19 protein-coding genes are annotated in these 25416 nt (G+C 40.5%); 6 read left to right on the top strand and 13 right to left on the bottom strand.

Annotated elements, in window-relative coordinates; all coding sequences use genetic code 11:
- Nucleotides 1-288: 288 nt before the first annotated feature.
- Nucleotides 289-1350, top strand: coding sequence for a helix-turn-helix domain-containing protein (locus H5123_RS05035; RefSeq protein WP_182697217.1), 1062 nt, complete (start codon nucleotides 289-291; stop codon nucleotides 1348-1350).
- Between the two features lie 497 nt (nucleotides 1351-1847).
- Here the strand turns inward: H5123_RS05035 and H5123_RS05030 are convergent, their stop codons facing one another.
- The 3 genes from H5123_RS05030 to H5123_RS05020 form a co-directional block, all read right to left on the bottom strand.
- Nucleotides 1848-2858, bottom strand: a complete 1011-nt coding sequence (locus H5123_RS05030; RefSeq protein WP_124015019.1) for a substrate-binding domain-containing protein — start codon at nucleotides 2856-2858, stop codon at nucleotides 1848-1850.
- 857 nt (nucleotides 2859-3715) lie between these two features.
- Nucleotides 3716-4255 (bottom strand): response regulator transcription factor, encoded by a 540-nt coding sequence (locus H5123_RS05025; RefSeq protein WP_182697216.1) that lies wholly within the window; start codon nucleotides 4253-4255, stop codon nucleotides 3716-3718.
- Nucleotides 4256-4328: 73 nt separating this feature from the next.
- Nucleotides 4329-5663 (bottom strand): sensor histidine kinase KdpD, encoded by a 1335-nt coding sequence (locus tag H5123_RS05020; RefSeq protein WP_182697215.1) that lies wholly within the window; start codon nucleotides 5661-5663, stop codon nucleotides 4329-4331.
- A gap of 455 nt (nucleotides 5664-6118) precedes the next feature.
- Here H5123_RS05020 and H5123_RS05015 point away from each other — a divergent pair, with 455 nt between their 5' ends.
- The gene (locus H5123_RS05015; protein WP_182697214.1) at nucleotides 6119-6703 is read left to right on the top strand and encodes a TetR/AcrR family transcriptional regulator; all 585 of its coding nucleotides are present in this window, start codon (nucleotides 6119-6121) and stop codon (nucleotides 6701-6703) included.
- Between the two features lie 94 nt (nucleotides 6704-6797).
- Here H5123_RS05015 and H5123_RS05010 read toward each other — a convergent pair whose 3' ends face one another.
- From H5123_RS05010 to H5123_RS04985, 6 genes are all read right to left on the bottom strand, one after another.
- On the bottom strand, nucleotides 6798-7580 hold the full coding sequence (locus tag H5123_RS05010) for a hypothetical protein (protein ID WP_182697213.1): 783 nt from the start codon (nucleotides 7578-7580) through the stop codon (nucleotides 6798-6800).
- A gap of 187 nt (nucleotides 7581-7767) precedes the next feature.
- Entirely contained in the window at nucleotides 7768-8238 is a 471-nt protein-coding gene (locus tag H5123_RS05005) for a Dps family protein (protein WP_011637305.1), read from the bottom strand.
- A 453-nt stretch (nucleotides 8239-8691) separates the two neighbouring features.
- Nucleotides 8692-9150: a DUF2127 domain-containing protein gene (locus H5123_RS05000; RefSeq protein ID WP_182697212.1), complete on the bottom strand. Its 459-nt coding sequence runs from the start codon at nucleotides 9148-9150 to the stop codon at nucleotides 8692-8694.
- Between the two features lie 123 nt (nucleotides 9151-9273).
- Nucleotides 9274-10329 (bottom strand): acyl-CoA desaturase, encoded by a 1056-nt coding sequence (locus H5123_RS04995; protein WP_124015986.1) that lies wholly within the window; start codon nucleotides 10327-10329, stop codon nucleotides 9274-9276.
- 4 nt (nucleotides 10330-10333) lie between these two features.
- Entirely contained in the window at nucleotides 10334-11437 is a 1104-nt protein-coding gene (locus H5123_RS04990; RefSeq protein ID WP_182697211.1) for a flavin reductase family protein, read from the bottom strand.
- 761 nt (nucleotides 11438-12198) lie between these two features.
- Nucleotides 12199-12624 carry a PACE efflux transporter gene (locus tag H5123_RS04985; protein WP_124015984.1) on the bottom strand — a complete coding sequence of 142 codons (426 nt, stop codon included), beginning with the start codon at nucleotides 12622-12624 and terminating at the stop codon, nucleotides 12199-12201.
- 85 nt (nucleotides 12625-12709) lie between these two features.
- Between H5123_RS04985 and H5123_RS04980 the strand changes: the two genes are divergently transcribed.
- From H5123_RS04980 to H5123_RS04970, 3 genes are all read left to right on the top strand, one after another.
- Nucleotides 12710-13591 carry a LysR family transcriptional regulator gene (locus H5123_RS04980; RefSeq protein WP_182697210.1) on the top strand — a complete coding sequence of 294 codons (882 nt, stop codon included), beginning with the start codon at nucleotides 12710-12712 and terminating at the stop codon, nucleotides 13589-13591.
- Nucleotides 13592-14140: 549 nt separating this feature from the next.
- Nucleotides 14141-15358, top strand: a complete 1218-nt coding sequence (locus H5123_RS04975; RefSeq protein WP_182697209.1) for an HD-GYP domain-containing protein — start codon at nucleotides 14141-14143, stop codon at nucleotides 15356-15358.
- 218 nt (nucleotides 15359-15576) lie between these two features.
- Nucleotides 15577-16686 carry an NAD(P)H-hydrate dehydratase gene (locus H5123_RS04970; protein WP_182697208.1) on the top strand — a complete coding sequence of 370 codons (1110 nt, stop codon included), beginning with the start codon at nucleotides 15577-15579 and terminating at the stop codon, nucleotides 16684-16686.
- A gap of 98 nt (nucleotides 16687-16784) precedes the next feature.
- Here H5123_RS04970 and proX read toward each other — a convergent pair whose 3' ends face one another.
- The 4 genes from proX to H5123_RS04950 form a co-directional block, all read right to left on the bottom strand.
- Nucleotides 16785-17819: a glycine betaine/L-proline ABC transporter substrate-binding protein ProX gene (gene proX, locus H5123_RS04965; protein WP_182697207.1), complete on the bottom strand. Its 1035-nt coding sequence runs from the start codon at nucleotides 17817-17819 to the stop codon at nucleotides 16785-16787.
- Nucleotide 17820: 1 nt separating this feature from the next.
- On the bottom strand, nucleotides 17821-18666 hold the full coding sequence (locus H5123_RS04960; protein WP_182697206.1) for a proline/glycine betaine ABC transporter permease: 846 nt from the start codon (nucleotides 18664-18666) through the stop codon (nucleotides 17821-17823).
- 26 nt (nucleotides 18667-18692) lie between these two features.
- The gene (proV, locus tag H5123_RS04955) at nucleotides 18693-19919 is read right to left on the bottom strand and encodes a glycine betaine/L-proline ABC transporter ATP-binding protein ProV (protein ID WP_182697205.1); all 1227 of its coding nucleotides are present in this window, start codon (nucleotides 19917-19919) and stop codon (nucleotides 18693-18695) included.
- Nucleotides 19920-20673: 754 nt separating this feature from the next.
- On the bottom strand, nucleotides 20674-22407 hold the full coding sequence (locus tag H5123_RS04950) for a cyanophycinase (RefSeq protein WP_182697204.1): 1734 nt from the start codon (nucleotides 22405-22407) through the stop codon (nucleotides 20674-20676).
- Between the two features lie 344 nt (nucleotides 22408-22751).
- Here H5123_RS04950 and H5123_RS04945 point away from each other — a divergent pair, with 344 nt between their 5' ends.
- On the top strand, nucleotides 22752-25346 hold the full coding sequence (locus tag H5123_RS04945; RefSeq protein ID WP_182697203.1) for a TonB-dependent receptor: 2595 nt from the start codon (nucleotides 22752-22754) through the stop codon (nucleotides 25344-25346).
- The last annotated feature ends 70 nt before the right edge of the window (nucleotides 25347-25416 follow it).

The following is a 25416-nucleotide window of genomic DNA, read 5'->3' as shown; positions in this document are numbered from 1 at the left end:
TATCCAATACGTTCCACGGCGGCATGGATGCTGCCAGGAGCCAGATCCCGTTTATACTGGGTCATTTTATCTCTTAGATTTGGTTACATTTGATTCGCGTTGTCAGTTAAAAGCTAACTTAATTATACTCCACGCGAGCTTGTAATCATACGAACGAAGAACAATAAGGAAACACTGAATACTATTGTGTTTAATGGTTAAAAATGTAAGCTTTTTCCCTCTCTAATTTGAAAAATACGTAAGTTAACCTCATATCATTTAAAAGATAAAATCTTATTAAGGTATTGTATGGAAAGAGAATTAACTCAAATGGCGAATAAATTTCTAGCGTCATATGAAAAACTAATCTCCACGAGCAATTGGCCATATTTTTACTACGAATGGGCGATACTCCTTAAAATTAGAGAGTTTCGATTCATGCGTTCGGAAATATTTAATAAGTCGTATAATTACCCTAAGGTATACCAAGCTCTGACAGCCATAGAAAAGTCTATAGATTTGCCAACTGAAAAAGTATATCCAGAGTATTTACAAATTTGGATTAACGATATATCTAAGCTTTGTCTTGATGTGAAAATCAACAATAGTAAAAAGACCATCAACATTTTAATTAAGCGCTTAAGTGAAGGTGGAGACTACAGTAAAGATGTTCCTAGATACTATCAACTGTGTGTTGATGGGTTCAATAAGATCGGTCATATTTGTAAACTTTATCCAGCTGGATGCCCAACGATAACTAAAGCTGCTGACTTTGGAGCTAGTTTAAGCGCCCAAGGTGGGATGAGTAGTTCACAAAACCTACAAAAATTATTAGATATGGATGTGTTAAATCTGACAAAGAAGGCAATTAAAGTCCTCAATCTTGCAAATCAAAAAGAGAGTAAAAATTTAGAATTCAAGTCTTCTTTTGCATATGACGTCGAGAAAAAATCTAAAAATACCGCTCTAAAAAAGGAATGTACCAAAACTATCGCTAGTTTTCTGAATTCACAAGGTGGCACACTACTTGTAGGTGTTGATGACGATGGGAAAATACTTGGACTGGCAAATGATCTATCGTATTCGAATAATAGCGACGATAAGTTTGTTCTCAACTTCAAAGAGGCGGTGAAAAATTCTCTAGGTATCAGCGTATCTAACAATGTCGATTGGTCACTAGAAGAGGTAGATGTGAGTAAGAAGGTACTTATAGTAGAAGTAACCCCTTCCCCGTTTCCTTGTTGGCACAATACTAATGAATTTTTTGTAAGAAATAATGCTTCAAGCGATAGAGTCCGTTCTAAAAAAGAGTACTTCGAATATACTAGCAGTAGGTTTGAAAAGTCTGGGGAGTTCCAGGGATTATCATGAAATTGAATAGAGCAATACATTAATCCATTACTTTGGTTCATGTATTCAATGGTCATAGTAACTGAGTTAGCTCTTTTACTGTAGCTCGCTTCTGTCCATCTACGTGTCGATACGGGGTATCTAGGCTGACACTAATCAGCCCCAAAGTAAGTCAGCTAATTAGATTTGAGCTTTTTCTATTTAGCTTTCATCTATAGACAACTATGCGGCTAAATCGAAGAGAGTTAAATTACAGGTGTAGATGAGTCAGCGAGTATCCAAAACAGGGATGTTTTGGTTAAGCCCACAGGGATGTGCTCGTGGCGTCTCGCTTAATCATCTGCACATTAGCATGCTGCAGGCAATAAGCTCAAATGAAGCTACATTATAAATCAAGCTAAACTAATACCAAGTAAGCTGAGTTAATTAATACCTTAAACAAAGTTTTGTTCAAAGATATTTGGGAAATATTATAAATAGTTATTCGTTAGCTTTTATACCATGCTGTTTAAATATGATTACAATCCCGTAATCTTGGTACATGTATCAACGTTCTCTGGTGTGCAAACTGTGATAGGTGTGTAAATTGTTTTCTCATATTTTTGTTCTGTTACAATTTTATACAGTGTCAAAATGGCTAGTCTTCCCATTTCATATGGGGCTTGACCAATATTGATATGAACAAGATTATCTTCCAACATAGCTAATTGTTCAGAGGATGTGTCAGTAATAACAATGATGACCTTGTTGTTATTAATTTTTGCCTGGTACGGGGCAATCATTTTACGATAAAGTGCTTGGTCATTTTGCGGCCAACCACCAACAGCAATAAAAGAGTCTGCTTTTACAGGCTTACCTTTCATTACAGACTCCATTTGATTAATAGATTGATCCAATTGATCAAAATTAAAGAAAGGTTCTCTAACTTCAGTCCATCCCGAATCGTTATTAAGCAATTCTCCAGGAGGTACATCGTATTTTTTCCCCGATAATGCGGAACGGACACCCATCAATCTTAAATTCAGATTGGGAGAATCTGGTCGCCCAGATTGCATTATTAGCGTTCCCCCATTGGGCCGAAGTTTTTTTAACTCTTCACCTAATGACTTACCCAATTCAAAATTGTCAGTGCCTATATAGGCTAGGCGTAAACTATTAGGATCTTCATTGATTGAAACATCAATATCAGAGTCATAGGTAATAACCGGAATACCTGCTTCTTTAGCTCTCTTAAGGCTATTTTTAACGAGATATTTAGATTGTGTAACGGCTACTGCGATACCGTCTATACCTTCATCAATAAGTTGATTTATTACCTGATCTTGCATCCTAACATTACTTATATCTGGTCCCCGATATATGCATTCCACGCCTTTTATTTGAGCCGCTGCATCTATACAGCCAGCTTTGCTTCGCTCAAAAAAAACACTATGAAATTTAGGTACCACGGCAAGTCTTAATTCTTTTCCATAGACAGAAGATATGGGTATTAGACTAAAGGCAACAAACAATACAAGTGATCTCCCCATACTCCCTCCTTAAATAATCATATTGCGACTCAGCTTACAATAAAACATAGCAAAAAAACTCATTTAAAAATGTGAGCTGAAACGGTATTGCTGAACCTATCAGTGTGAGCTAATCGATATTGTTGTGTTTTGAACTCCCCCATGCGTCAGCATGGCAACACCATACAAGTAACCAATTGTTTCTAATTTTTGAATGCCTGTCATAATTTTATTGCTTGCTTTTGGCTCATTCCAAGCATCAAGCGCTTTCGCAGACATTCAAATGAAACTGGGTGGGGATATTAATAACTCAATCGAATCAGAGTAAACTTTTATAAAATTAAACTGAAACACTAGCTTCTCTAAAAATTCTGTCCAAAAATGAGTGAGTACCTGTAAATGGGTAAATTCAACTCTGAACTTGAGGCCATTGAAGACTCTTTATAAAAGAGTCAGTGAGCTGACCATAGCCTTTCACGTATTCCAAGGCATCCTGCATATCAGATCCCCACTAGCTTTCGAGTTACAAGTCGTTCTTTGGCATACATGCCACCACGACATTCGTGAATCCATTCACCATAACAATCGTTAGCATTTTCACTCTTTATGACAAGATGGGCCAAAGCGGAATTCAAACGAAATTAAAAGCGTGATCTATTTCAGTCGCGACCTTTTAGATTTTTGAAAATGTTGCCGGAACGCTGAGGGTTTGCAAAGGCTGATTTATAAATAAGAATGCGCTTTACCCTTTTGATCTGGTGTGAGCGAAGCGCCACGACGATAGCGGCCTTAAGCCATAAAGCACAAAACATAAAAGAACAACCCTAGATTCCGGCTCAAAAGCATTACCGGAATGACACTTGGTTTAGCCACCTTTCCTACCGATTATCTGCCGTAGGCTTTTTCAATAACTTCCGCTGTAAGGTTCTGCGGTGCATGCCCAATTGTCGTGCGGTTTCTGATACGTTGCCGTTGTTGTTGGCGAGCACTTGTTGAATGTGTTCCCATTCAACGCGCTTGGGGTTAAGTGGCTGTTCTACAATATCATCATAAGTGGTTGTGGTTTCAGCCGAGACGGATAATGCATTTAATAACGTTTGGGTATCGACGGGTTTGGCGAGGTAATTGTCTGCTCCAAGGCGGATGGCTTCGACGGCGGTGGCGATGCTGGCAAAGCCAGTGAGCAATACCATGTGTACCTGGGGTAAAAGTTGTCTTAAGGGTTTAATTAACGACAAGCCATTATGTTCGGCTAATTTCATGTCTAACACGATATGGGTGGGCACAAATTGCCTTGCCATTAATAAGCTATCACTGGCGTGATGGCAGGTTTTACACTCAAACCCATGCTTGCCGAGGCGGCGGGCTAAAATGGCAGCTAGGGCCAAATCATCTTCAATAATCAATAGCTTGTTCATAGTGATCTCAATCCAGCTTATCTTTATTTCAACTTCTGTTTACTTCGATTCGCTTCTATTCGTTAAACTAGCTTCAACTCGCTTTTTGTACACTAAGCGGTAATGTCACTATGGCTTCGGTGCCACAATCTGGGTGCGGTTTAAGGAATAACTTACCGCCTAAACGCTCAAAACTGGTGTGACTTAATAATACCGCGATGCCCATCCCTTTAGGGCTTTTTACCATATTATTACCTAAGGTATGAAGCAAATGAGTAGCAATGCCGACACCGTAATCGCGAATAGTGATGCTCAATTCTTGTGGCTGTGACAGGCTGATATTGATATCAACAACGGCTGAGTGCTGGTTATCTTGACTTGCCTGAGCGCCATTTTGGATCAGGGCCATTAACGCAGGTAATAAGCTCATGTCGGTATATAAGATCCCCTGCTCGACTTGTGGCGTTAAGGTGATGTTTAATTGAGTTTCTGGCATTAATAAATTCACTTGGTCAATCAACATATCAGCTAATTGATTAACCGGTTGGTGGGTTAATTTATGCTCGCGTATCGACTCTGTGGCGAGGCGTAAATCGCTTAAGGTAACTTCACATCGATTAAGCGCTTGTTGCATCTCACTAATCAATTCTGTTTGTTCAGCATCATTGGCCGATTCGAACAGTTCATCAACCAATAAGCGTAATGTTGCCAATGGTGTTGCCAGCTGATGAGCCATTTGTGCTGATGCGGTGCCTAACGCCAAAATCTTTTCTTGGCGTAACTGGGCTTCGCGTAAATAGCGTAGCTCTGCATTTTTTTGACGTATCCGTTTGGCGATAAAACCTACGGTAACCGTTAACACCAATGCAGAAATCACAAAATTAAACCACATGCCTAAATAGTGCGAGCCCATATCCATACTGTGGCTTACAGGCATAGCCTGATTGGCTTGCATCGTATGGGTCATTGGTATTTGGCTCATGTCATGGGCCATAGCGGGATCGCGCATTTCATCTGAAATATCGACAATCATTAAGGTATAAAATGCGGTTGATACTATAGTTAAGTACCAAGGCGCCCAACGAGGCAAGGTAATGGCAGAAATAGCTATCGGTAATAACAGTAATGATACGAAAGCATTGGTCGCCCCGCCGGTAAAATATAACCAGGTTGCCCAAAACAAAGTGTCTAACAATAAGGTTAAAAACAACAAACCATTGTTGTTCATGCTCAGTCGATGAAAACGATAACTAAAGCCAACATAACAAGCTTCAATAATTAGCACGTATGATAAAGCTATTGGAGGAGTTGTTAACCCAAATAAGTCTGTGGCAAACAAGATCAGCCCAATTTTTAAACCCCAATTAACCAGTCGTAGTAAGGCCAATTGTTGCTGACTTGCGTTAAAAGGCATGTTCACATTTGCCATACTATTGCGATCCTAATGTTGATGATATATTCAGCTCAATCCCCTGCTGCCACTATTCTGACGTTGCCATAATAGCAAATCACTTTATCAAACTATTTCACCATTGTGATGCCAATATTGACCATTTAATTCACAACAACACACTGACGTGATTATTGGCAAGCAAGTTTAGCCTCACCTTTGAAATAAGTGAGCAGATAATGACGACAAAACATAATATTGAAGTCATTTATTATAAATGAATTACTGCTGTTTAACGTTAACTTGATTCATGCTAACGATAAAAACGCTAAATGATAACACGCATCAATGGCTGTATTGAGTCACTTATATGGTGCCTATTTTAAGGTTAACAATAGATAACTGTTACGCTTGATAATTAATATTTAGCACAATAGGCTGGCCTTAGGTTACCGGCTTGTCGTAAAATAGTGATCTAACTAAAAGAGGCACTAATGGCTAATATTTCCAAATTTAATCGTGAAGAAGTACTTGAAAAAGCAAAAAATCTATTTTGGCAAAAAGGTTTTTTGGCGACTTCGACCCGAGAAATTCAAACTACCATGGATATGCGGCCTGGCAGCATATATGCCGCATTCGGTAGTAAGGCCGATTTATTTCACCAAACGTTGATTCATTACGTGCAAACCTCCACGGGTGATTTAAATGAAAAAATAGCCCAAAGTGACAGTGCCTGGAATGGATTTAAGCAATATTTACGCAGTATTATCGTGCCTTGCTGTGCCGAAGTGCCAAGCGAATTATGTATGGTTGTGCGCACCTTAGCTGAACTCGATGAGTCTCATCAAGAAACACTGAACATAGCTAAAGATCTGCTGACTCAAGTTGAGCATCGCTTTGCCAGTATCATAGAAAAAGCTCAGCATGATGGTGATTTACCAAGCAAATTAGATAAATCTCAAGTGGCGAAAAAGCTACAAGTACACATTATTGGTTTACGATCTTATCTCAAAGCCACCGGCGATACAGACACAGTAAACAGAGAACTAGAAGAGTTCTTTATTCAATTAGAAAGTTAAAAAAGCGCCTTGAGCGCTTTTTTAATTTTTAACAAATGATAACTAAAATATGTCGTATTATTTAACGACAGCTTTAAATCCGCCAGCAACTCCACTAGGCAAGTAAGTCATAAAACTTGATATTAAATTGACCGATACCTGTATATTCAATATTCACTTCTGTTGCCATGGGGACTTTGACAACACCGCAATATGAACCCGTGATAATGGCTTGACCAGCAATGAGCTTAATGCCCAATTTTGCTAAGTAATTAATTAACCAATACACAGGGTTTTGGGGTAATTCACAAGGGTGTACCCCAGAAAATTGCTGTAATCTTGCGGTGCGTTCACCGTCACTGACCACCACCTCAATATGGCTGGCTTGATAAGCAATCGATGTGTCAATTTTTGGACCTATGTACAGACCTTGATTGCTCAAGCCATCGGCAAGTTTTTGATAAAAACTGGGTTGTATCTCACGACTAAAACGATTTTGAATCAATTCTAAAGCCATGTGTGTAGCACTAATAGCTTGGTCAATGTCATCACTACTGTAATGGCGATAAGGCTCAATGTCCTGACCTAAAATAAACGCAATTTCAGGCTCTATCAGCGCGGTTGGCTGCCCGTCTTTAATACTGGGTATAATGCCGCAATCAATAGTCTGGCTCACTGCTGTTGATAATATTGGCGCAACAATTAACTGACCATTAGCTTGCGGAACTAGGCATTTCCAACCCGCAATGGTGCCATGTTGAGTTATCATCAATTGTTGGACAGCAATAGCCTGTTCAATACTTTGGGGCACAAAGGCTAAATAGTTTGAGTTAGGATGAGGAATAGCACGCTGAGCATATAAATGCTTAGCAAGTTTATTAAGGGCTTTATCGGTCACAATAGCATCGTCAAAAAATCAAAACGATAGATTATCGTTTTTGGCTAATGAGATCGATAAATTTCGTATCCGAAAGCCAAAAACAACAAACCGCTGTAGCAAAGACAGCGGTTTGATTTTACTGCAAGTTATTAGCCTTTATTAGCTATATAACGCCAACCAGAAGCGGTTGATCTCATACAGCAGCTTACTTGCGTGTCGCTCTTAACATCCATGCAGTTTTTTCATGTATGCGCATCCGATCTGACACTAATGCAGCGGTTGATTCATCATCAGCCGCTTGAGCTAATTTAAGCACTTGTCGCGATGTTTTGACCACTTGCTCATGGCCTTGGGTTAATAAATCAACCATATCTGCAGAACTTGGTACACCTTCAACTTCTTTTATTGAACTTAAACGAGCAAACTCTTTGTAAGTCCCCGGTGCTGCTACATCTAATGTACGAATGCGTTCAGCAATATCATCAACAGCCACCGCAAGCTCAGTATAATGCTCTTCAAACATCAGGTGTAACTCACGAAAGTGTACGCCTGTTACATTCCAGTGAAAATTATGAGTCTGTAAATAAAGTGTATATGAATCTGCTAATAAACTTTTTAAGCCTTCAGCAATTTTTAGTCGGTCGTCTTTTTTTATACCAATATCGATGTCTGTCATTTTATTCCTCTCAGAGTAGAATTAATTAGTCATAACATTACAGCATTTGTATAAATGGTGAATACACGTTATTCATAAGTCGCTTAATAAAATAAGCACAAAATCGAATAACAATATATTGACCTTAATGCATATACCAACTTAACTAATATAGTATTGCATCAGTGTATAGTATTAAACCTATGTGTTAAACCTATTAATAGAGTCTATATATTAACATTATTACTCAACTCATAGGTCTCATTTAAAAATAAACCAATAACATCTTAACCGATGCCTTAACAATATATTACACACCATATAGTTGCTGTTGATGAATAGCGCTGTGGCTAACTCATCGTTAACGTTACTAATGTATTTATACTAACATCATGATATAAAGGATCAACTCTCAACGATTAATTTATGTTAATAGTTCAACTTAATCGCTTTATAAAAATTTTGAAATACAGCTCATATTGAAACGCGACGAGGAAATAACACCACATACATATACCCCACCACCAGTAGATTAATTATCAGCACCACCACACTCATTAAGTTAAAGTGATTAACCACTTCATAAAGCTCTAAAGGCAGATATATCGCGCCACTGACCAACGCGAACCATTGAGTCCAGCGTAAGTTATGCCATAAACCATAAGCTTCAATAAAACGAATTAAGGTATATGCTGCAGCACCTATTGCCATTAACGTTAAACTCGATGATGATAGTGCGCTAACGGCCGAAATAAAAATACCGGGATAGTGACTCGCAGGATTTAAGTGCAGATGAGTCATCCATTGTGTTGCCAGCGCCGACAGGTTTTGCCCAGCATATGCATGCAGGCCGATAGCAACCAATAAAGCCAACATTCCTTTACTGGCTTCTAATACCGCAACCGCTCGTACACCTTTGCCTGACGCAATCATTTTCGCATATCCACTCTAAACCGATTAGCCTATATTAGCGGCTCACAACAATGACGCCAATGACTATTTTACTGATAAAAAAGCAATTCAGTTGAAGTGCTTATCCGTTAACCTGAAGATAATTTAAGGTAGCGAATAACGCAGTATTCGTTTAACCACTTGACTATATTGACGTAAAAAAGGTCCCGTATGATAAGCAATACCGTGACGGGCAAAGATAGCTTGCACTTTTGGCGCCACTTGCTGATAGCGTGACGATGGCAGATCGGGAAACAAATGATGTTCAATTTGAAAGCTCAAATGACCAGTGAATATATGGAATAATTTGCCGCCGAGAATATTCGACGAACCTAATGCCTGGCGATAATACCACTGACCTTGAGTTTCATTTTCACACTCAGCTTGGCTAAAGGTATGAACATCTGAGGTAAAATGACCACAAAATATGATAGTCGATGTCCATAAATTACGAATTAAATTGGCGATTAAGTTACCACATAGCACCCACAAAAATAGCGGCCCCGCGAGCAAGGGAAATAGCAGATAATCTTTGAATAATTGTTTACCGCCTTTACTAAAAAAACGTCGTTTCAGTTCGCTTGGATCAATTTTTGATGGACGGTCTTGTTTCTTTTTGCCCATAAAAACACGTTCTGCAGCGAGTTCATGATAAGAAACTCCCCACTGAAATAGCATGCTTAAATTTAGGTAAGTGAGAAATTGCCACAGGTTTTTAACCCGCCAGGAAAAGTCATTCGACAAACGCAACAAACCATAACCAAAATCTCGGTCTTTACCAATCACATTGGTATAAGTGTGATGCTCATAATTGTGGATCCGTTGCCAACTTTTACCATCACAGGCTATGTCCCAATCAAACTGACGCGAGTTAATATGAGGATCGTTCATCCAATCGTATTGTCCATGCAACACATTATGACCGATTTCCATATTGTCGAGAATTTTGGCACTGGCTAAGCTCAACACACCCACTATCCAACATAGTGGATGAATAACCCCCAACATCAATAACACACGCCCGCCCCACTCTAAAGCTCGTTGCCACACAATGACGTTACGAATATAGGCCGCATCGGCTGTGCCAACTTCGGTTAACGTTTGACGTTTCAACTCATCTAACTCGTTAGCTAACAGATCAAAATTAATATTCTTATTCATCACTTTACAGTTCCAACTCAAGTGGCGTCACCGCCTGAGAAATACATAATTGAATTAATTGCTCACCTTGCTGTGATATCTCACCGGTACGCATATTCCTCACCACACCAGATTTTTTAATACACTGGCATTGATGGCACACACCGATACGGCAACCAAAATTAGCACTGATCCCCTGTTGCTCTAAGCCATTGAGTAAAGAGTTGTTGGTTGCTAATGTTAGCTGGGTTTGTTTACCACGCTGGGTTAACTGAATATGCTGCTCGCCGCTGTGTGTTTGCGACATAACCGGAGCTTGAAAATACTCCGCTTGCCGCTGCTTTAACGGGTGATTAATGGCATCTAATTGGCGATCAACATCCTGCTTAAACTGGCCTGGGCCACATACCAACACTTGGCTTTGCACGGTGCAGTCACTCAGAGCATCCGCTAAATTGTCGCCATTTTTACGAATAAGCAATTGCACTTTTAATTGGTTTAACTGCTGCTGTAACGCCATGAGTTCGTCAACATACAAATGCTCACCCGGCTTGGCAAAGTAAACCAAATTAATGGGATTGTGTGGTTGTTGTGGTAGCAACGCCAGTTGGTTTAGCATCGCCATAAATGGCGTAATGCCACTGCCAGCCGCCACAAACCATAATGGTGTTGATGGTTGGATACGGTCACTTACTGCAAACTCACCTTGTGGCGCACTTAAATTGACGTAACTACCCGCGGTAATATTCGCCAATAATTTTGCCGTAAAAGCACCGTCAACATGGGTCTTAATGGTTAAACGAATCACGCGCTTTTTAGGGTATTGGCTATGGAACTGGTCGGGTGCAGAGGAGATTGAAAAAGGTCGGGTCATTAAACGGCCATTAATTTCTACCGTCAATAACACGTGCTGGCCTGCTATGGCTTGCGGCCAGGCTTTATCTGCAGACAAGTCTAGTTGCACAACATCGGCACGAAGTAATTGATGCCCCAACACTTGGGCGCGAAACCAATGGGTGCGCCAAGCCGGCTTTATGCGTTGCATAATAGGTTCGAAATAACTGCCAAGAGAGTCAGTATGGAATAAGGTTTTTGCGGTGACTTGGTTAAGCCGGGTCAATAGATTCATTTTAGCGCACAAGTGTTAGCTCAATTTCAGCGCACGATTGTACTCTTAAATTATATTGTGGTGCAAGTAGTGATGTTAACTATATCGCTTAAGCCTAATATAGCGTGATGGATGGTACAACATCACTCATGACCGTGGATGAATTTTAGCGGACTTAGTTGATGATGATGGGTTTATAAAAGACATAGCATCAATTAAAAAACTGAAATAACCAGCTGAAAGTAATAAGCTGCAAAGCGTGAGTTAATCGGTCTGAAATGTTAACACTAGCCGATAAGTGATATTAAAAACCAGAGACATCTGAGTGGTTACGAAGAAAACAATCGCTCACTTTTTCTCAAGAAAACACAAATAGTGTTCGCGTGTAAGCTCAAAACGCAAATGTATCATTTTGGCTAGGTAGCCCCATATATTGCCCCCTCTTGAGTTGAACTAGAATGGTGATACTAATAAGGGTTGTGACAGTTGCTCAACTTGCTTAAGCTCATCGACAGTTAACGAGCCGTAATCTCTAGGATACGACCAGCCATAACCCCAGCAAAAGGGTTTGCGTAAATAAGATGTGCAACCTAGGCAGTCATGTTTCACATTCACATCCAGCTTATAATTATTGACGGGCTAAGATGGCACTGTGATCATGACAATAATCATGACAGTAATATAAACAAACTCCGCTTAGGCGTTAATAGACCACACAGGTAATCATTAGTTTATACAAGTAATATAAGTTAACGATTATTGAGCCAATTTAATAAACCAAATTATTGGGCAAAATTAGCAAACCATTTTTGATACGGTTGATATATATCGTAAAGCCAATTAAAGACCGCGGTATAAATTAAAATAAAAATCAACACTCCAGCTTCTAATATCAGGGTATCGATAAGGCTTAATGACAGATACCATGATACTAATGGAATAGTGACCAACAACATGCCGCCTTCAAAACACAATGCATGCACAATCCTGATCAGTAACGTTCTTTCAATCCTATTTGGACCAACTATTTTATCAAACCACACGTTATAAATGTAATTCCATAACATAGCAAATAACGACAAACCAATACTCACAACCAACATATCGCTGGCCTCTTGCTTCATCATTAACGCGCTTGTCGGCACAATAAGCGCCATTGCCAGCAGCTCAAACGTTATCGCCTGAAACACTCTTTCTTTACCTTGCATAATAGACTCAATATATCGTGACCTTTCAACTATTGTCATCCAGAATAGGGATACATAATAGTTGGATAACATCGGGAAAAGCGATATGTATAGTATTGAGCAACTTGAGGCCTTTGTGGCGACAGTAGAAACTGGGTCTTTCTCTTCTGCTGCAAGATCCTTACATAAAGCGCAGTCGGTGGTCAGCCAGCATGTGATAAACCTCGAAATAGACTGCAACGCTAGCTTATTTGATCGTAGAGGACGATATCCGCAGTTAACCTCGGCCGGTAAAAAGCTGTTGCCACATGCCCAAGTCTTATTAGCGCAGCATCAACGCTTACGCTATTGCGCCCAAACCTTAGAACAGCAAACACTTTCAGAGTTAACCATTGGCTTAGATGAAGGCATTCCACTGCAAAAACTGTCAAATATTATTAATGAGTTAGAAGCAAATTTCCCAAATGTCACCTTAGAATTTTTAACCGCTTCAAGCATTGATATTATCGATATGATTGACACTGACCGAGCCGTCACTGGAATTATTTTCAGTGAACTGGTTATTCCAACGCAAATTGATTTTGAATCCATTGGCTCAATTAAGTTTGATATGTATGTCGCCAGTAGCCATGCGCTAGCACAACAAGTATGTGATAACTTAGCCAGCTTAAAGCTGCACCGCCAATTATTAATGCGCTCACGCAATACCAAATCCAGTAGCTTTCAGTTAGCCATTAGTCCTGATGTTTGGTATGCCGACAATTATTATATTTTACTTGAACTGGCATTACAGGGACATGGTTGGTGCTTGCTGCCTAATCATATTGCCAACAGCTATGTAGATAATGGCCAATTAGTGCTGTTGCCCTCTGAATTCAAAGAAATTGGTTGGCAAGCAAATGTCGATGTCATTCAACATCATCGCTATAGCAGCGAACCAGTATTTAAACAGCTAAGGCACTCATTACGGCAATTACTAACGCCATAACATTAATAAAATGAGCAATATCGGCTGATGTATATGCTAAAGCATAAGCGAAAATATGCGATATATGGATGTATGCCCAAGGGTTAACGTACAGGTTTCACGCGACTCAAATCATTTATGATATTTAGTAACTCTTAGCATAGCGTTATTTTCTCAATGACCAGAATCTCTATTGTTGAACATTACCAGTGTCTTAACTCAGGCTAATGTGCCATTAGCCAATATTCACACCTGTATTTAAAGGGTTGTATTAACGGTATAAACTCTATAAATCGGGCTAAAATAACACGATTAAATAATGATTGTTCAAAGCCATTGGACCTCACGGCTAATTAGGCATAATATCCAAATAGTACTCCTGTCACATTATTGATTAACTGCACAAACATTTTGAACAATATAATGCTAAAGATTGTGCTACAGGCTGATGTTCTTAGCATTTTTGCTTATATTACAATGTTAAATGAACTATCTTATGCAATGCTGTATGAATAAATACCGAGTAACTGATTTATCTTTGATGCAAATAAATACCCAAGGAACCGATATATGCTGATTGAACATAACATTACTGACGTTGATGTTGGAATGTATGTAGTTGAAATCACTGAACCTAAAGACATGTTTTCATTAACTAAGCCAGGTGTGATTAAAAGCAAGCGTGTTATCGAAGCATTAAAACAAAAGTCGGTTACTAAGCTGCTCATTGATACCAGTAAAAGTGAAGTTATTGTTGAAAAAGTTGATCTTAAGGTCAATGTGCCTAAGCCTCAAGCGCCTCAGAAAGTCACGCCTGCGCGCACCGATGTGACAGCAAATTTCTTTAATCAAGAAATAGTACGAGCGCGCCAAGTATTCAATGAGTCAAAAGACATTCAAAAAAAGCTGTTTCATAATGCGCAGCACGGTCTTCCGTTAGACATGGATCCGGTAGAAAAAATTACCACAGAATCAACAGATTTAATTTTTAATAATCCCAATGCCTTATCATGTGTGATTAATATTCGTAATAAAGATGAATATTTACTTGAGCATTCAGTGTCCGTGTCAGTACTCATGACGATGTTTGCCGTATACAAGAAAATCGACAAAGAGATTGTTAATCAACTGGCCATCGGGGCTTTTTTACATGATGTTGGTAAAATCATGATCCCCGATCGCATTCTCAACAAACCAGATAGACTGACTGAAGAAGAGTTTCATATTATGAAAACTCACGCCAGTTACTCTATTGAGATCATGAAAAATACTCCTGGGATCAGTGCGCTGAGCTTAGAAGTGGCGAGCCTACACCATGAAAAACTCAATGGTTTGGGTTACCCGTTCGGCGTAACGGCTGATAAAATTACCCTTTATGGCCGTATGATCAGCATTTGTGATATTTTCGATGCGCTCACTTCTCATCGTTGCTACAAACAAGGCTATGCTCAGGTAAAAGCCTTTAGTATTTTACGTGCGTTAGCAGACAACAATGAATTAGATAAAGATTTAGTCGACCAATTTATTCGCTGTATGGGAGTTTATCCTGTTGGCTCTGTGGTACAACTTGAATCAAATAGGCTGGCTATCGTTGAAGGCCATAATCCTCAAGATCCAATACGTCCTCTTGTGAAACCCTTTTATCATCTAAAACCGGATCATTTTGCATCTGATAAAAAAATTGATTTGGCAACCGTCACTGATGACTTAATTGTAAAGTGTGTGCGTGCTGATGATTTTAATCTGAACATGGAACAAATTATTGAATACCTGGCGCAAGAAGGCTAATCCCAACAAAGAAGTTAACCGAAAAACTTAGCCACTATGTTAAAGATATATATGCATGTCATTGCTTAAAAAATATCATCACGATTAAATCCAGTTTTAGTATCACCATAAATAAAATGACAATACCTTCAGTATTGTCATTTTTTGTTGCAGGCATCAATCTTAGTGGTTGCTGTGATAAGTTATGATATAAACATTGATCATAATCGCTGGCCACTATGCAAAATCTCACCCATGACCATATCAACGCTCTATTACCGCCTCGGCCAGATAACAGCCATAAAATGACTTTTGGCCATGTATTGAATATTGCAGGTTCGATTCATTATCGCGGTGCGGCTTACCTGTCGAGTATATCGGCATTGCGGGTTGGCGCGGGTTACGTCACCTTAGCCAGCAGCCCATCGGTATGTGACAGTGTGAGTGCATTAACGCCAAATGTTGTTACCTTACCGCTGCTGACTCAGATGACAGCAAAATATGATAATAACGCCCCAAATACTGACTTATTAGCAACACAAATACAGACCGCTCGTTGGCAGACAATTGATCTACAAGCAATTGATAAAATGGCCGTGTTACAACTTGACGATAAACTTAACCAAGCCAGTGTGATTTCAATAGGCAGTGGATTAAGTATTGGCCAAAGTACTGACCAACTCAGCGTTAACTTTAGCTGTAGGCGTAATTATCTTGACAACAACTCTATCAACAACAACTCTCTGGGTAACAAAAAGCATCACAACAGCGATTCAGATGGCTTATCTGTCCCTAATGGTAATAGTGAATTTTTTTACGCGCTCTTAACTCAGTTACAAGCTAATCCTAATCCGGTCATATTCGATGCTGACGCACTGAATTTTATCAGTCGCTTACTTCACCCAGGTAATATCGCAACCACATCGATAACCCTACCAAAACACAGCATTATCACGCCACACCCCAAAGAGTTATCACGATTATTGAATCTTGATGTTAGCGAAATCCAAGCCAAACGGGTGCACTATACCAATATGGCCGCTAAGCAATTAAACGCAGTCGTTGTACTTAAAGGCAAACATACTGTGATTAGTGATGGCGAGCAGGTATTTATCAACCCAACAGGAAACAGCGCGCTTGCCAAAGCCGGAACCGGCGATGTGTTAATCGGAATGATAGCTGGTTTTTGTGCTCAAGGTGTCAGCCCTATAGATGCCGCATGTTTAGGTGTCTATTTACACGGTTTAGCAGGTGATATTGCTGCAGAGGACTTAAGTCAATATGGCATGTTAGCCAGTGACCTAATCAACTATATTCCTAGGGCTATCTTGCAAGTTCTATCGGTTTAACGGTTTAACGGTTTAACGGTTTAATCATAAGTATAAAAAACAACCCGGAAGTACAATAGGTGTACGCCGGGTTACTTATATATTATTAAAGCTTGAGACTATTTAGCCGCATTTCGTGCTTCAGTAAGCCAACCGTTCCATTTTTCTTGGTTGTTAGTAATCCACCCATCTACATGATGTTGAATATCTTTCTTGCTCTTTTCGCCATCGTTCATACGAGTATTCTGCTCATTGATGTCAGCCAATGGCAGTGTAAATACCTCAAAAAACTTCCTTGCAGCAGGATTTTGTTTAGTGAATTTTTTGTTGGCAACAATCTGAATATCAGAAGCAACAAACCCCAGTTTTACCGGATCAGAAACCGCGCCTTCAAGCCCCTGTACCGTCATTCGTTCAACAGCTGGACTTTGAGCTTTAGTCGGATTAATTTCAGGCACGTTTATCCACACTACGTCCTTACCTGGCTTCATTTTAAAAATGGTCCAGTTAGGCGCCCAAGTATAGAAAAATATCGGACCACCATTTTTATAACCCGCCATAGCGGATGCCATCCCAGCTGCATAAGCTGCTTTCACCGGATTAATCGAATCTTGTAGACCGTAAACATCCATATGATGGGTGATGATTTTCTCGCATCCCCAACCAGGAGGACATGCAGTCAAATCCGCTTTACCATCTCCATTAGTATCGAATGCTTTCTTAACTTCAGGGCGTTTAAAATCTGCAAGAGAGGTAATATTATATTTATCGGCTTCTTTTTTAGAGACTAAATATCCGCCTAATCCACCGGCTTTAATAACATAACCAACCTTTTCGGCTTTCTCGTCGAAATTGCTCGGTAGCTGATCGTTATGCATTGGAAACCAACCATTGGTCCAGTAATCAATATCACCGAGTGTAACGGTTTTGTAAAAAATGGGGTTAACCAGGGTTTTAGGCTTTTCGACATCATACCCAAGCGTTTCAAGACCCCGGCGAACAAGTGCTTCCTGAAAAAAACCTGTGTCCCATGTCGCACGAGCGGGTTTAACGGTTATCCCTTCCCCTGGCTTGAGAGTATCAGCAAGCGCTGCTGATCCCGTCACTGTCATTGCAGCTAACGCTGCACTCAGTATTACTTTTTTAAGTATCATTTTACGTCCTTATTTTTTTGGTTGCCATTGATTGGGTGATCCTATCGAGAATGATTGCTAATAAAACAATCGCTAGACCGCCCACCGTGGCCAAACCAATATCAAGTGTATTTAAGCCCAGAACGACAGGTGCCCCAAGGCCACCAGCGCCAATCATTGCGGCGATTACCACCATGGAGAGCGACATCATGATGGTCTGATTCAGGCCCGCCATGATGGTCGGTAAAGCAAGTGGTATCTGAACTTTAAGTAAAACCTGCGAGCTTGTTGCCCCAAAGGCGAGCGCAGCCTCGACTAACTCTGGGTGTACCTGCCTAATACCGAGACTGGTTAATCTCACCAAGGGTGGCAGGGCAAAAATGATGGTCGCCAGAACGCCCGCTGTGTTGCCAATAGAAAAAAGCATCACAATGGGGACCAAATAGACAAAGGCTGGTGTCGTTTGCATCGCATCCAAAATGGGTCGTAGAATGTTGTTAACACGATCACTGCGTCCAGCCCATATCCCAAATGGCACACCAACAAGGGTGCAGAACACCACGGATGAAAAGACCATGGCGAGGGTTATCATGGTTTCTGACCAGAAACCGAGTAGACCGATGAGCACCAATGATAACAGCGTAAAGGCAGCCAGCTTTAGACCTGACACTCGCCAAGCAATGACACCAAACAGGGCAATAACAAGCAGAGGTGAAGTTGCCAGTAAACCATCTGACACACCAGACAAAATAAAGTCGACAGGCCATTTGATCAGTTGAAAAAACCATCGATAGCCTTCAACCAACCAGTTAACTAAATTGGTGATCCAAACATCTAAAGGAATCACTCTTTCATCAAAACTGAACATGATTTAAAACTCCTGAAGCTAATATTCTAAGATGCTGACTGCTCAAAATAAGTCCCCTTCTCTGCACGGTTTAAGGTACGAAGAAACAGATTTTTAGAAACAACGCCGCGATATCTACTTTCTGAGTTTACAACTGGAATAGGCCAAGAATGGGAGGCGACCAGGGATAAGATATCCTGAAGACTATCTGTTTCTTGAACTGATTTAGCATCTGTTAGAAAAGCATGCTCAAGTTTGCTGGCACCATTTCCTTGGTCAATAGCGTCGCGCAGGGAGTCTGAAGAGACCACACCTAAAAAGCGGTGCTCTGAGTCAAGTACATAGGCAAACTCGCGATCTTTAATACTCAACATTTCTAGGGTGGCGCGTGGGCTACCGGCTTTAGTATGCCAAACAACGGTTGGTTGACTGTCGCGGGCAATGTCCCCAGCGGAGATAACACCAGTTGGATCCACACCTCGGAAAAATGCGCGCACATAATCATCTGCTGGATTTTGCAGAATTTCTTCTGGTGTCCCCACCTGAATCACTCGGCCGCCCTGCATAATGGCAATTCGGTCGCCAATGCGTAATGCTTCGTCTAAATCATGGGAGATAAAAATGATGGTGCGCTCATGACGATCTTGCAGTTTCAGCAGTTCATCTTGCATCTCTGTCTTGATAAGCGGATCAAGCGCCGAAAATGCCTCATCCATGAGCAAGATATCAGGATCTACCGCTAAGCCTCGCGCTAATCCTACTCGCTGCTGCATACCGCCACTTAACTCATTGGGATAGGCCTTCTCCAAGCCTTCGAGTCCGACTTGTTTTAAAGCATCTAGGGCTCGCTCTTCACGCTGTTTTTTATCCATGCCATCAAGTTCGAGGCCAAACGCGGCATTCTCTAACACTGTTTGATGGGGCATAAGCGCGAAGGATTGAAACACCATACTGGTTTTACTTCTGCGAAACTTGACCAGTTCGTCCTTATTCATGTCGAGGATATTTTGGCCATCAACCAACACCTCTCCCGATGTGGGTTCAATAAGCCTGTTTAACATTCTTACTAGGGTTGATTTTCCTGAGCCGGATAGCCCCATAACCACAAAAATTTCACCTTTATTGACAACAAAACTGGCACCTTGTACGGCAACCGTTAGTCCTGTTTGTTCGTAAATCTCTTCTTTGCTTTTCCCTTGTTCAAGTAATTTCACCCCCTTGCGAGGCTCAGAACCAAAAACCTTATAAAGGTTTTTTATCTCTATTTTTTCCATACCAATTTCCATGACGCTTTTTTACGCCGTTCGGCTTTTTTGCACTAACGCTACATAAAAAGCACATGAATAGATCCTGCGCTGTTAAATATTTACCACACACTTTCGTGGTATATTTTATACAGTAGTCCCTAAGCGATCGCCCTGTCAACGTTAGCGTTTTTAAAAGTAGACATAAATCATTGAATTTAATTGTAAAAATTCCGAGCAGATTGACAACGTTTTAACTTATGATCATTGCTACTGATTCACTCACCGGTATCACTTTCTTCATGGGCGTTATTTGTCACTATTGTGTTAAGCATTTTGGCTTAGTGTTGACTGGTTAACCGCTAGGCAGATAGCGCTGTAAAATTGAATGCAGTCGGTGCTTATTTTTGTTTACAAGAGCAAGTGTCTTATGCGGTGATGACGAATCGATTTGATCCAATAATTGATATGGCCTCTACTGCGACAATGAGGATGAAAGCTTATTGATCAGTAAGTTAAAACAACGTGATTCATTGTCGCAATTTCGCTTTGATAGCAGCATCAAAAATGGATTAACTTAAATATCAGCCAATAAAATCAGAATTTTGTCTAAAAAAATCCCCAACACAATACTGCTAGGGATTCACATCAACAGATGAGGTTAGCTAACCTTTAAGGGGGATAAAAACCTTGATAGATTATATGTAGAAATTTAGTTATCAGTCTCGCTAACATAACCCAATTAAGTCCAAAATATGGCTTAAATAAAGGGCATAAAAACAGATTAATGATTAACTAAAATGAGCTGTATATTTATATTTTGATAATGTTGACCATTACGCTTAATTTGATCACATTCTTGTTGTGATTGGGGTTTAATAATCAATTTAGCTTGGCCAAGATCAATATCATTTTGGCCATCTACACAGGCTTTATCAACCCAAGCATTAAACTCTCGCTTAACATCGGCTTGCTTATTGATCGTCTTATCAGCGCTTAATAATTGAATATGGTTTAACGATTGCGTGACTTCATCTACTTTTGCGTTATCGCCCGCGGTTAAGTAATGCATGACTCCTGAGTAAGATAGTGGTGTTTGAGTTACATGAGATTGTTCCACTACCCAAACACCATGCTCGCCAACAACAGATACTGTGTGATTGCGAAGATCAACTAACAGTGCGGTATTTTCATCGACTCCAAAGCCTAATTTATTTTCAGACAAGGCACTTAGCATGAATAATCTCACTTGCCGCTCACGCTGTGAGAAATGGGTATCAGTGACTCCAAATGGAAAAAAACCTAATCCTCCCGCGGTGGAATACGTAACCGCAGTAGCCGGAATGTCTGACTGACAATGACTCTCCTCACATCGCTCACTTGGCGCCTCGGCAGCCAACACGCCATAGGTTAATGCACCATGACTTGTGCAGCCTGTGACCATATATTGAGCTGTCATTACTGCCGTTCCTGCACTCGTGCCACCAATCACAATTTGATGTTGTTGTAATCTATTTTTAATAATATCAAGCGCTTTACTTGGCTTTTTATGTGGTGTTAACCAAGCTGATAATGTTAAACGTTGATCACCACCATTAAGAAATAAGCCGTCAATATTAAGCAGTTGCTGGTAAAGAGAATCAGGAGATACACACATGGATTGTTGTAATGCGGTAGCAACCGGATACAATCGCGCGCGATCGACATTACCTTGAATTTTTTCGCGCAATGCAGGTAACTGATCACATTGTTGTTGTGCTATAGCGGCTTGCAATGCGCTATCTAAAGGCAGCCAGATAACATCCGCACCGGCTTGCTCAAAAACTTGAGTATAGAAATCAATTGATTCAAAAGGATCTCTTGCAGATGCGGTAACTACGGCGATTAATGGCCGCTTAGCTTGCGGCTGCCGTTGTTGTTTTTTTAGCAATGCTTGCTGAGTAAACAAAGAGAATATCTGCGCGCCATATTGGTTCTGGGTCGCACTCAGCATCACATGTTCTTGGCGATTGATACCCGAGGTAATTGCTTGTTCGTCTTCAAGTAAATCCAATAAAGCATAATAAACTTGATCGTTTAAATCCGTTAAAAAATCTTTTTCAACAGCAGAGATGGCATCATAAAATGCTTGATAGCTCAAACTAGAACCCGCATTACCCTGCTGCTGACTGGCATGGAGCAATATAGCTTTTTGAGGTGCTGTTAACCCAGATAAACTCGGATGTTTAAAGGCTCGCTCGAGTGCAGAATGCGTTAATCGATAAACAGAGGTTTGTTTTGCATCAGCAGTAAATTGACTGCCAGGCACACAGTTTTGTCTAGATAAAGAACTGCAAGTGACCAACCCACCGCCAACCATCATTAAATCGAAAGTTTGAACCGGCGGAGTAGCATCGGTATTGACAGCAGTACTAGCCAGCGCCATTGAACTGTATAACGACAGCAACAAAGTACTGATTAACAAGCTAAATAATAGACAAGATAAGGCATTGAAATTAGGTTTAATCGAAATTTTCATGGTAGTACTCAAAAAAAGTTTCTGCCATGTATTGACTCAGCACCTATCTTACGGATAGCCTCTTAACAGGTCAACAACAATAGCTCATAGTTTATAACATGATTCTAATTGCAACAATTTTCCAAAGATACCATTACCGCACATGGTATTTGTCTGAATGGTGGGACGAATAAACCACTGAATACAATAGTGTTCGGTGGAGTCTTGTCTTGCTGTCATTACTCCCCTCTCAAAACTTAATTGATGTAGTGCATCTGCATATTCTTACATGCCACGCGTATTGACTCACGCGCAGTTTGTCTGCATCTAAAAAAATACAATAAGAGATATCTCGGGAGCTTATCATGAGAAGTTCAGTATTATTATGCGCTGCATTTGGCGTAGCGTTATCACCTGTTGCAAGTGCTGTTAGCAATGAATTAAATGACACTCAAACAGAGGTCAATAAAGTAGAACGGGTCAGTGTTACCGGATCAAGGTTAAAAGGCGTTGATATGGAAGGCGCTAATCCATTACAAAGCTTTACTCACGATGACATCACTAAAAAGGGCTATGGATCGGTCAGCGAATTTCTCCGAGATTTACCACAAGCCTCCAGCGCTGGGACCTTTTCAGAAACCGGTGGCGTTGCCGGTGCAGATGGTGCCCCTGCAGGCTCGTCTGGTGTCAGCTTACGCGGTCTTGGATCAAGTTCTACCCTAGTATTAATTAATGGCCGCCGTGTTGCGGTTGATTCATTCTCCAATGGTTCTGATTCATTTGTGAATGTTAATGCCATTCCACTGTCTGCCATTGAACGTATTGATGTGCTAACAGATGGCGCATCATCCATTTACGGATCTGACGCTATAGCTGGGGTGATTAACTTTATCTTACGTAAAGATTTTGTCGGTCATGAATTTAGCGCTCAGTATGGAGACGACACATCAAGCCACGATGCAAGTCGCACCAACCTTACCTATGCTGGAGGCTTTGAAACAACCAATAGCAACACCACAGTAGTGGTAGATTATGCGACTCGTAATGCCATATTTAATAGCGACAGAGCGGTTAATGTTACCTATGAATCAAGTACACGAGTGTCGATAGATGGTAATGATTATGCTGAATCATGGTGTGGTGACGATACTCAACAAGATGGTAGTCGATGTAATTATGACTATGTTATCCAACGAGCAATTCAACCAGATTATGAGAATATAGGCACCACGTTAAATCACCTTTATCGATTAGATAATGGGATGACATTGTTTGCCGAAGCAATGTATCAGAAAAATACCGGATCATCTTACGAAGCCCCCGCTGGCTATACTACTTATATCGATGGTAATTCCACTAATGTTCCACAGTATCTGCGCGATATAGACTTACTTGATGGCACAGTAAGTGATTCTATTACCGTAAGAACCCGCTTCCCTGAACGTCGAATTCAGCAATATGATACTCAAAGTTATCGTGTGTTATCTGGTCTTCGCGGAGAATGGGACGATTGGAGCTGGGAAACGGCGTTGAGTTACGGAAAGTCGATTAACGAGATTAGCAATACTTCTGGTTATATGAATGGCGACTTACTCGATGCAGCAATCGCAAATGGCAGTTTTAATCCGTTTAATCTTGGGCTTGATAATACACAACAACAAATTGCTGCATTAAGGGATCCTGGCGTGCGCAAAGGTGAGTCAGAGGTATTATCTGTCGACTTTAACTTTTCAGGCGATTTATTCGAATTACCCGCGGGCGTAATAAGCTCTGTTTTTGGTGGCGAATTTAGAAAAGAAGATATCTCAGACACACCGTCACTCAATGCGGTTAATAACAACATTATTGGTCTTGGAGCCAGTGATGCAGCTGCAGACAGAACACAATATGCAGCATATGGTGAATTTAACTTCCCGATTTTCGATTCTCTGGATGTCATCGCGGCTTTGCGTTATGACCATTACAGTGATTTTGGCGGCGATATTAATCCTAAAGTATCACTGAGATACAATCCTTTTGATGACCTTGTCTTGCGCGCTTCATGGAGTACAGGTTTTCGGGCACCATCTCTATCGCAGTTAGGTGCGGGAACATCTTTGGGTAGCCAATATATTAATTGTGGTGCAGGCGAGCCATATAATGCACTTTGTGGTGTTGCGGGGGCTGATTACGGCGAGTTAGAATTTGATCAAGAAACCATAGGCAATAAAAATCTGCAGGCTGAAAAATCACAGGCGATGAATGTAGGATTGTCTTGGAATACCACAGATGATTTACAATTCACTCTTGATTATTGGCGCTATGAACACGATGACATTGTTGATATTGATGCCAATACTACCTTAGATTCGTGTATTAAAAACCCGGCTAATGTGGTGAGTAATATCGGTGACTTAGGTGATAATTTTGGTTGTGTTGTCGATGCTCAAGGCGACATTAGCTTTTTACGCACTGGTTACTTTAACGTTGGTAACCAAAGTACCGATGGCATAGATTATAAAATTAACTATCGTCTTCAAACGAGCAATATGGGTGATTTTTCATTCTATTTCACGGGTACTGAAACTTTCTCATTTGAACGACAAGTGTCTCCGACAACCCCTGTTGAAGATTTACTGGGTAAACTCAGTGGTGCATCTGAAATAGCCAGACCAGAAAGCGTACTTGATTTTGGCGCTGATTGGCAGCTAGATGATTGGAATGCCAGTGTGTCGAGCCACTATATTAGTTCACTTGGTGATGGTGACTTTAAATTTGATAACGAAACCGTGGATGATTGGTTAACCTTTAGTGCCAGCTTGGGGTATGATTTCTCGCCACAGCATGCACTGTTGTTTTCGGTTCGTAATCTCACTGATGAACAACCACCCTATGCATCGTCACCGACTAACGGTTACGCCAGTTCAATTCATGATTGGCTCGGCCGTCGTTGGAATGTCCGATATACTTTTAAATTCTAAGTAAATCTGCGTTGGTCGTTGTCGATAAACGACCAACGTTTCTCTCTTTTCGGTGAAAAAGTATAACAAT

This window comes from Shewanella sp. SR43-4 (assembly GCF_014163845.1).
GTDB lineage: Bacteria > Pseudomonadota > Gammaproteobacteria > Enterobacterales > Shewanellaceae > Shewanella > Shewanella vesiculosa.
Note: the sequence above shows the minus strand (reverse complement) of the source record. Positions and strands in the feature narration are given on the sequence as shown.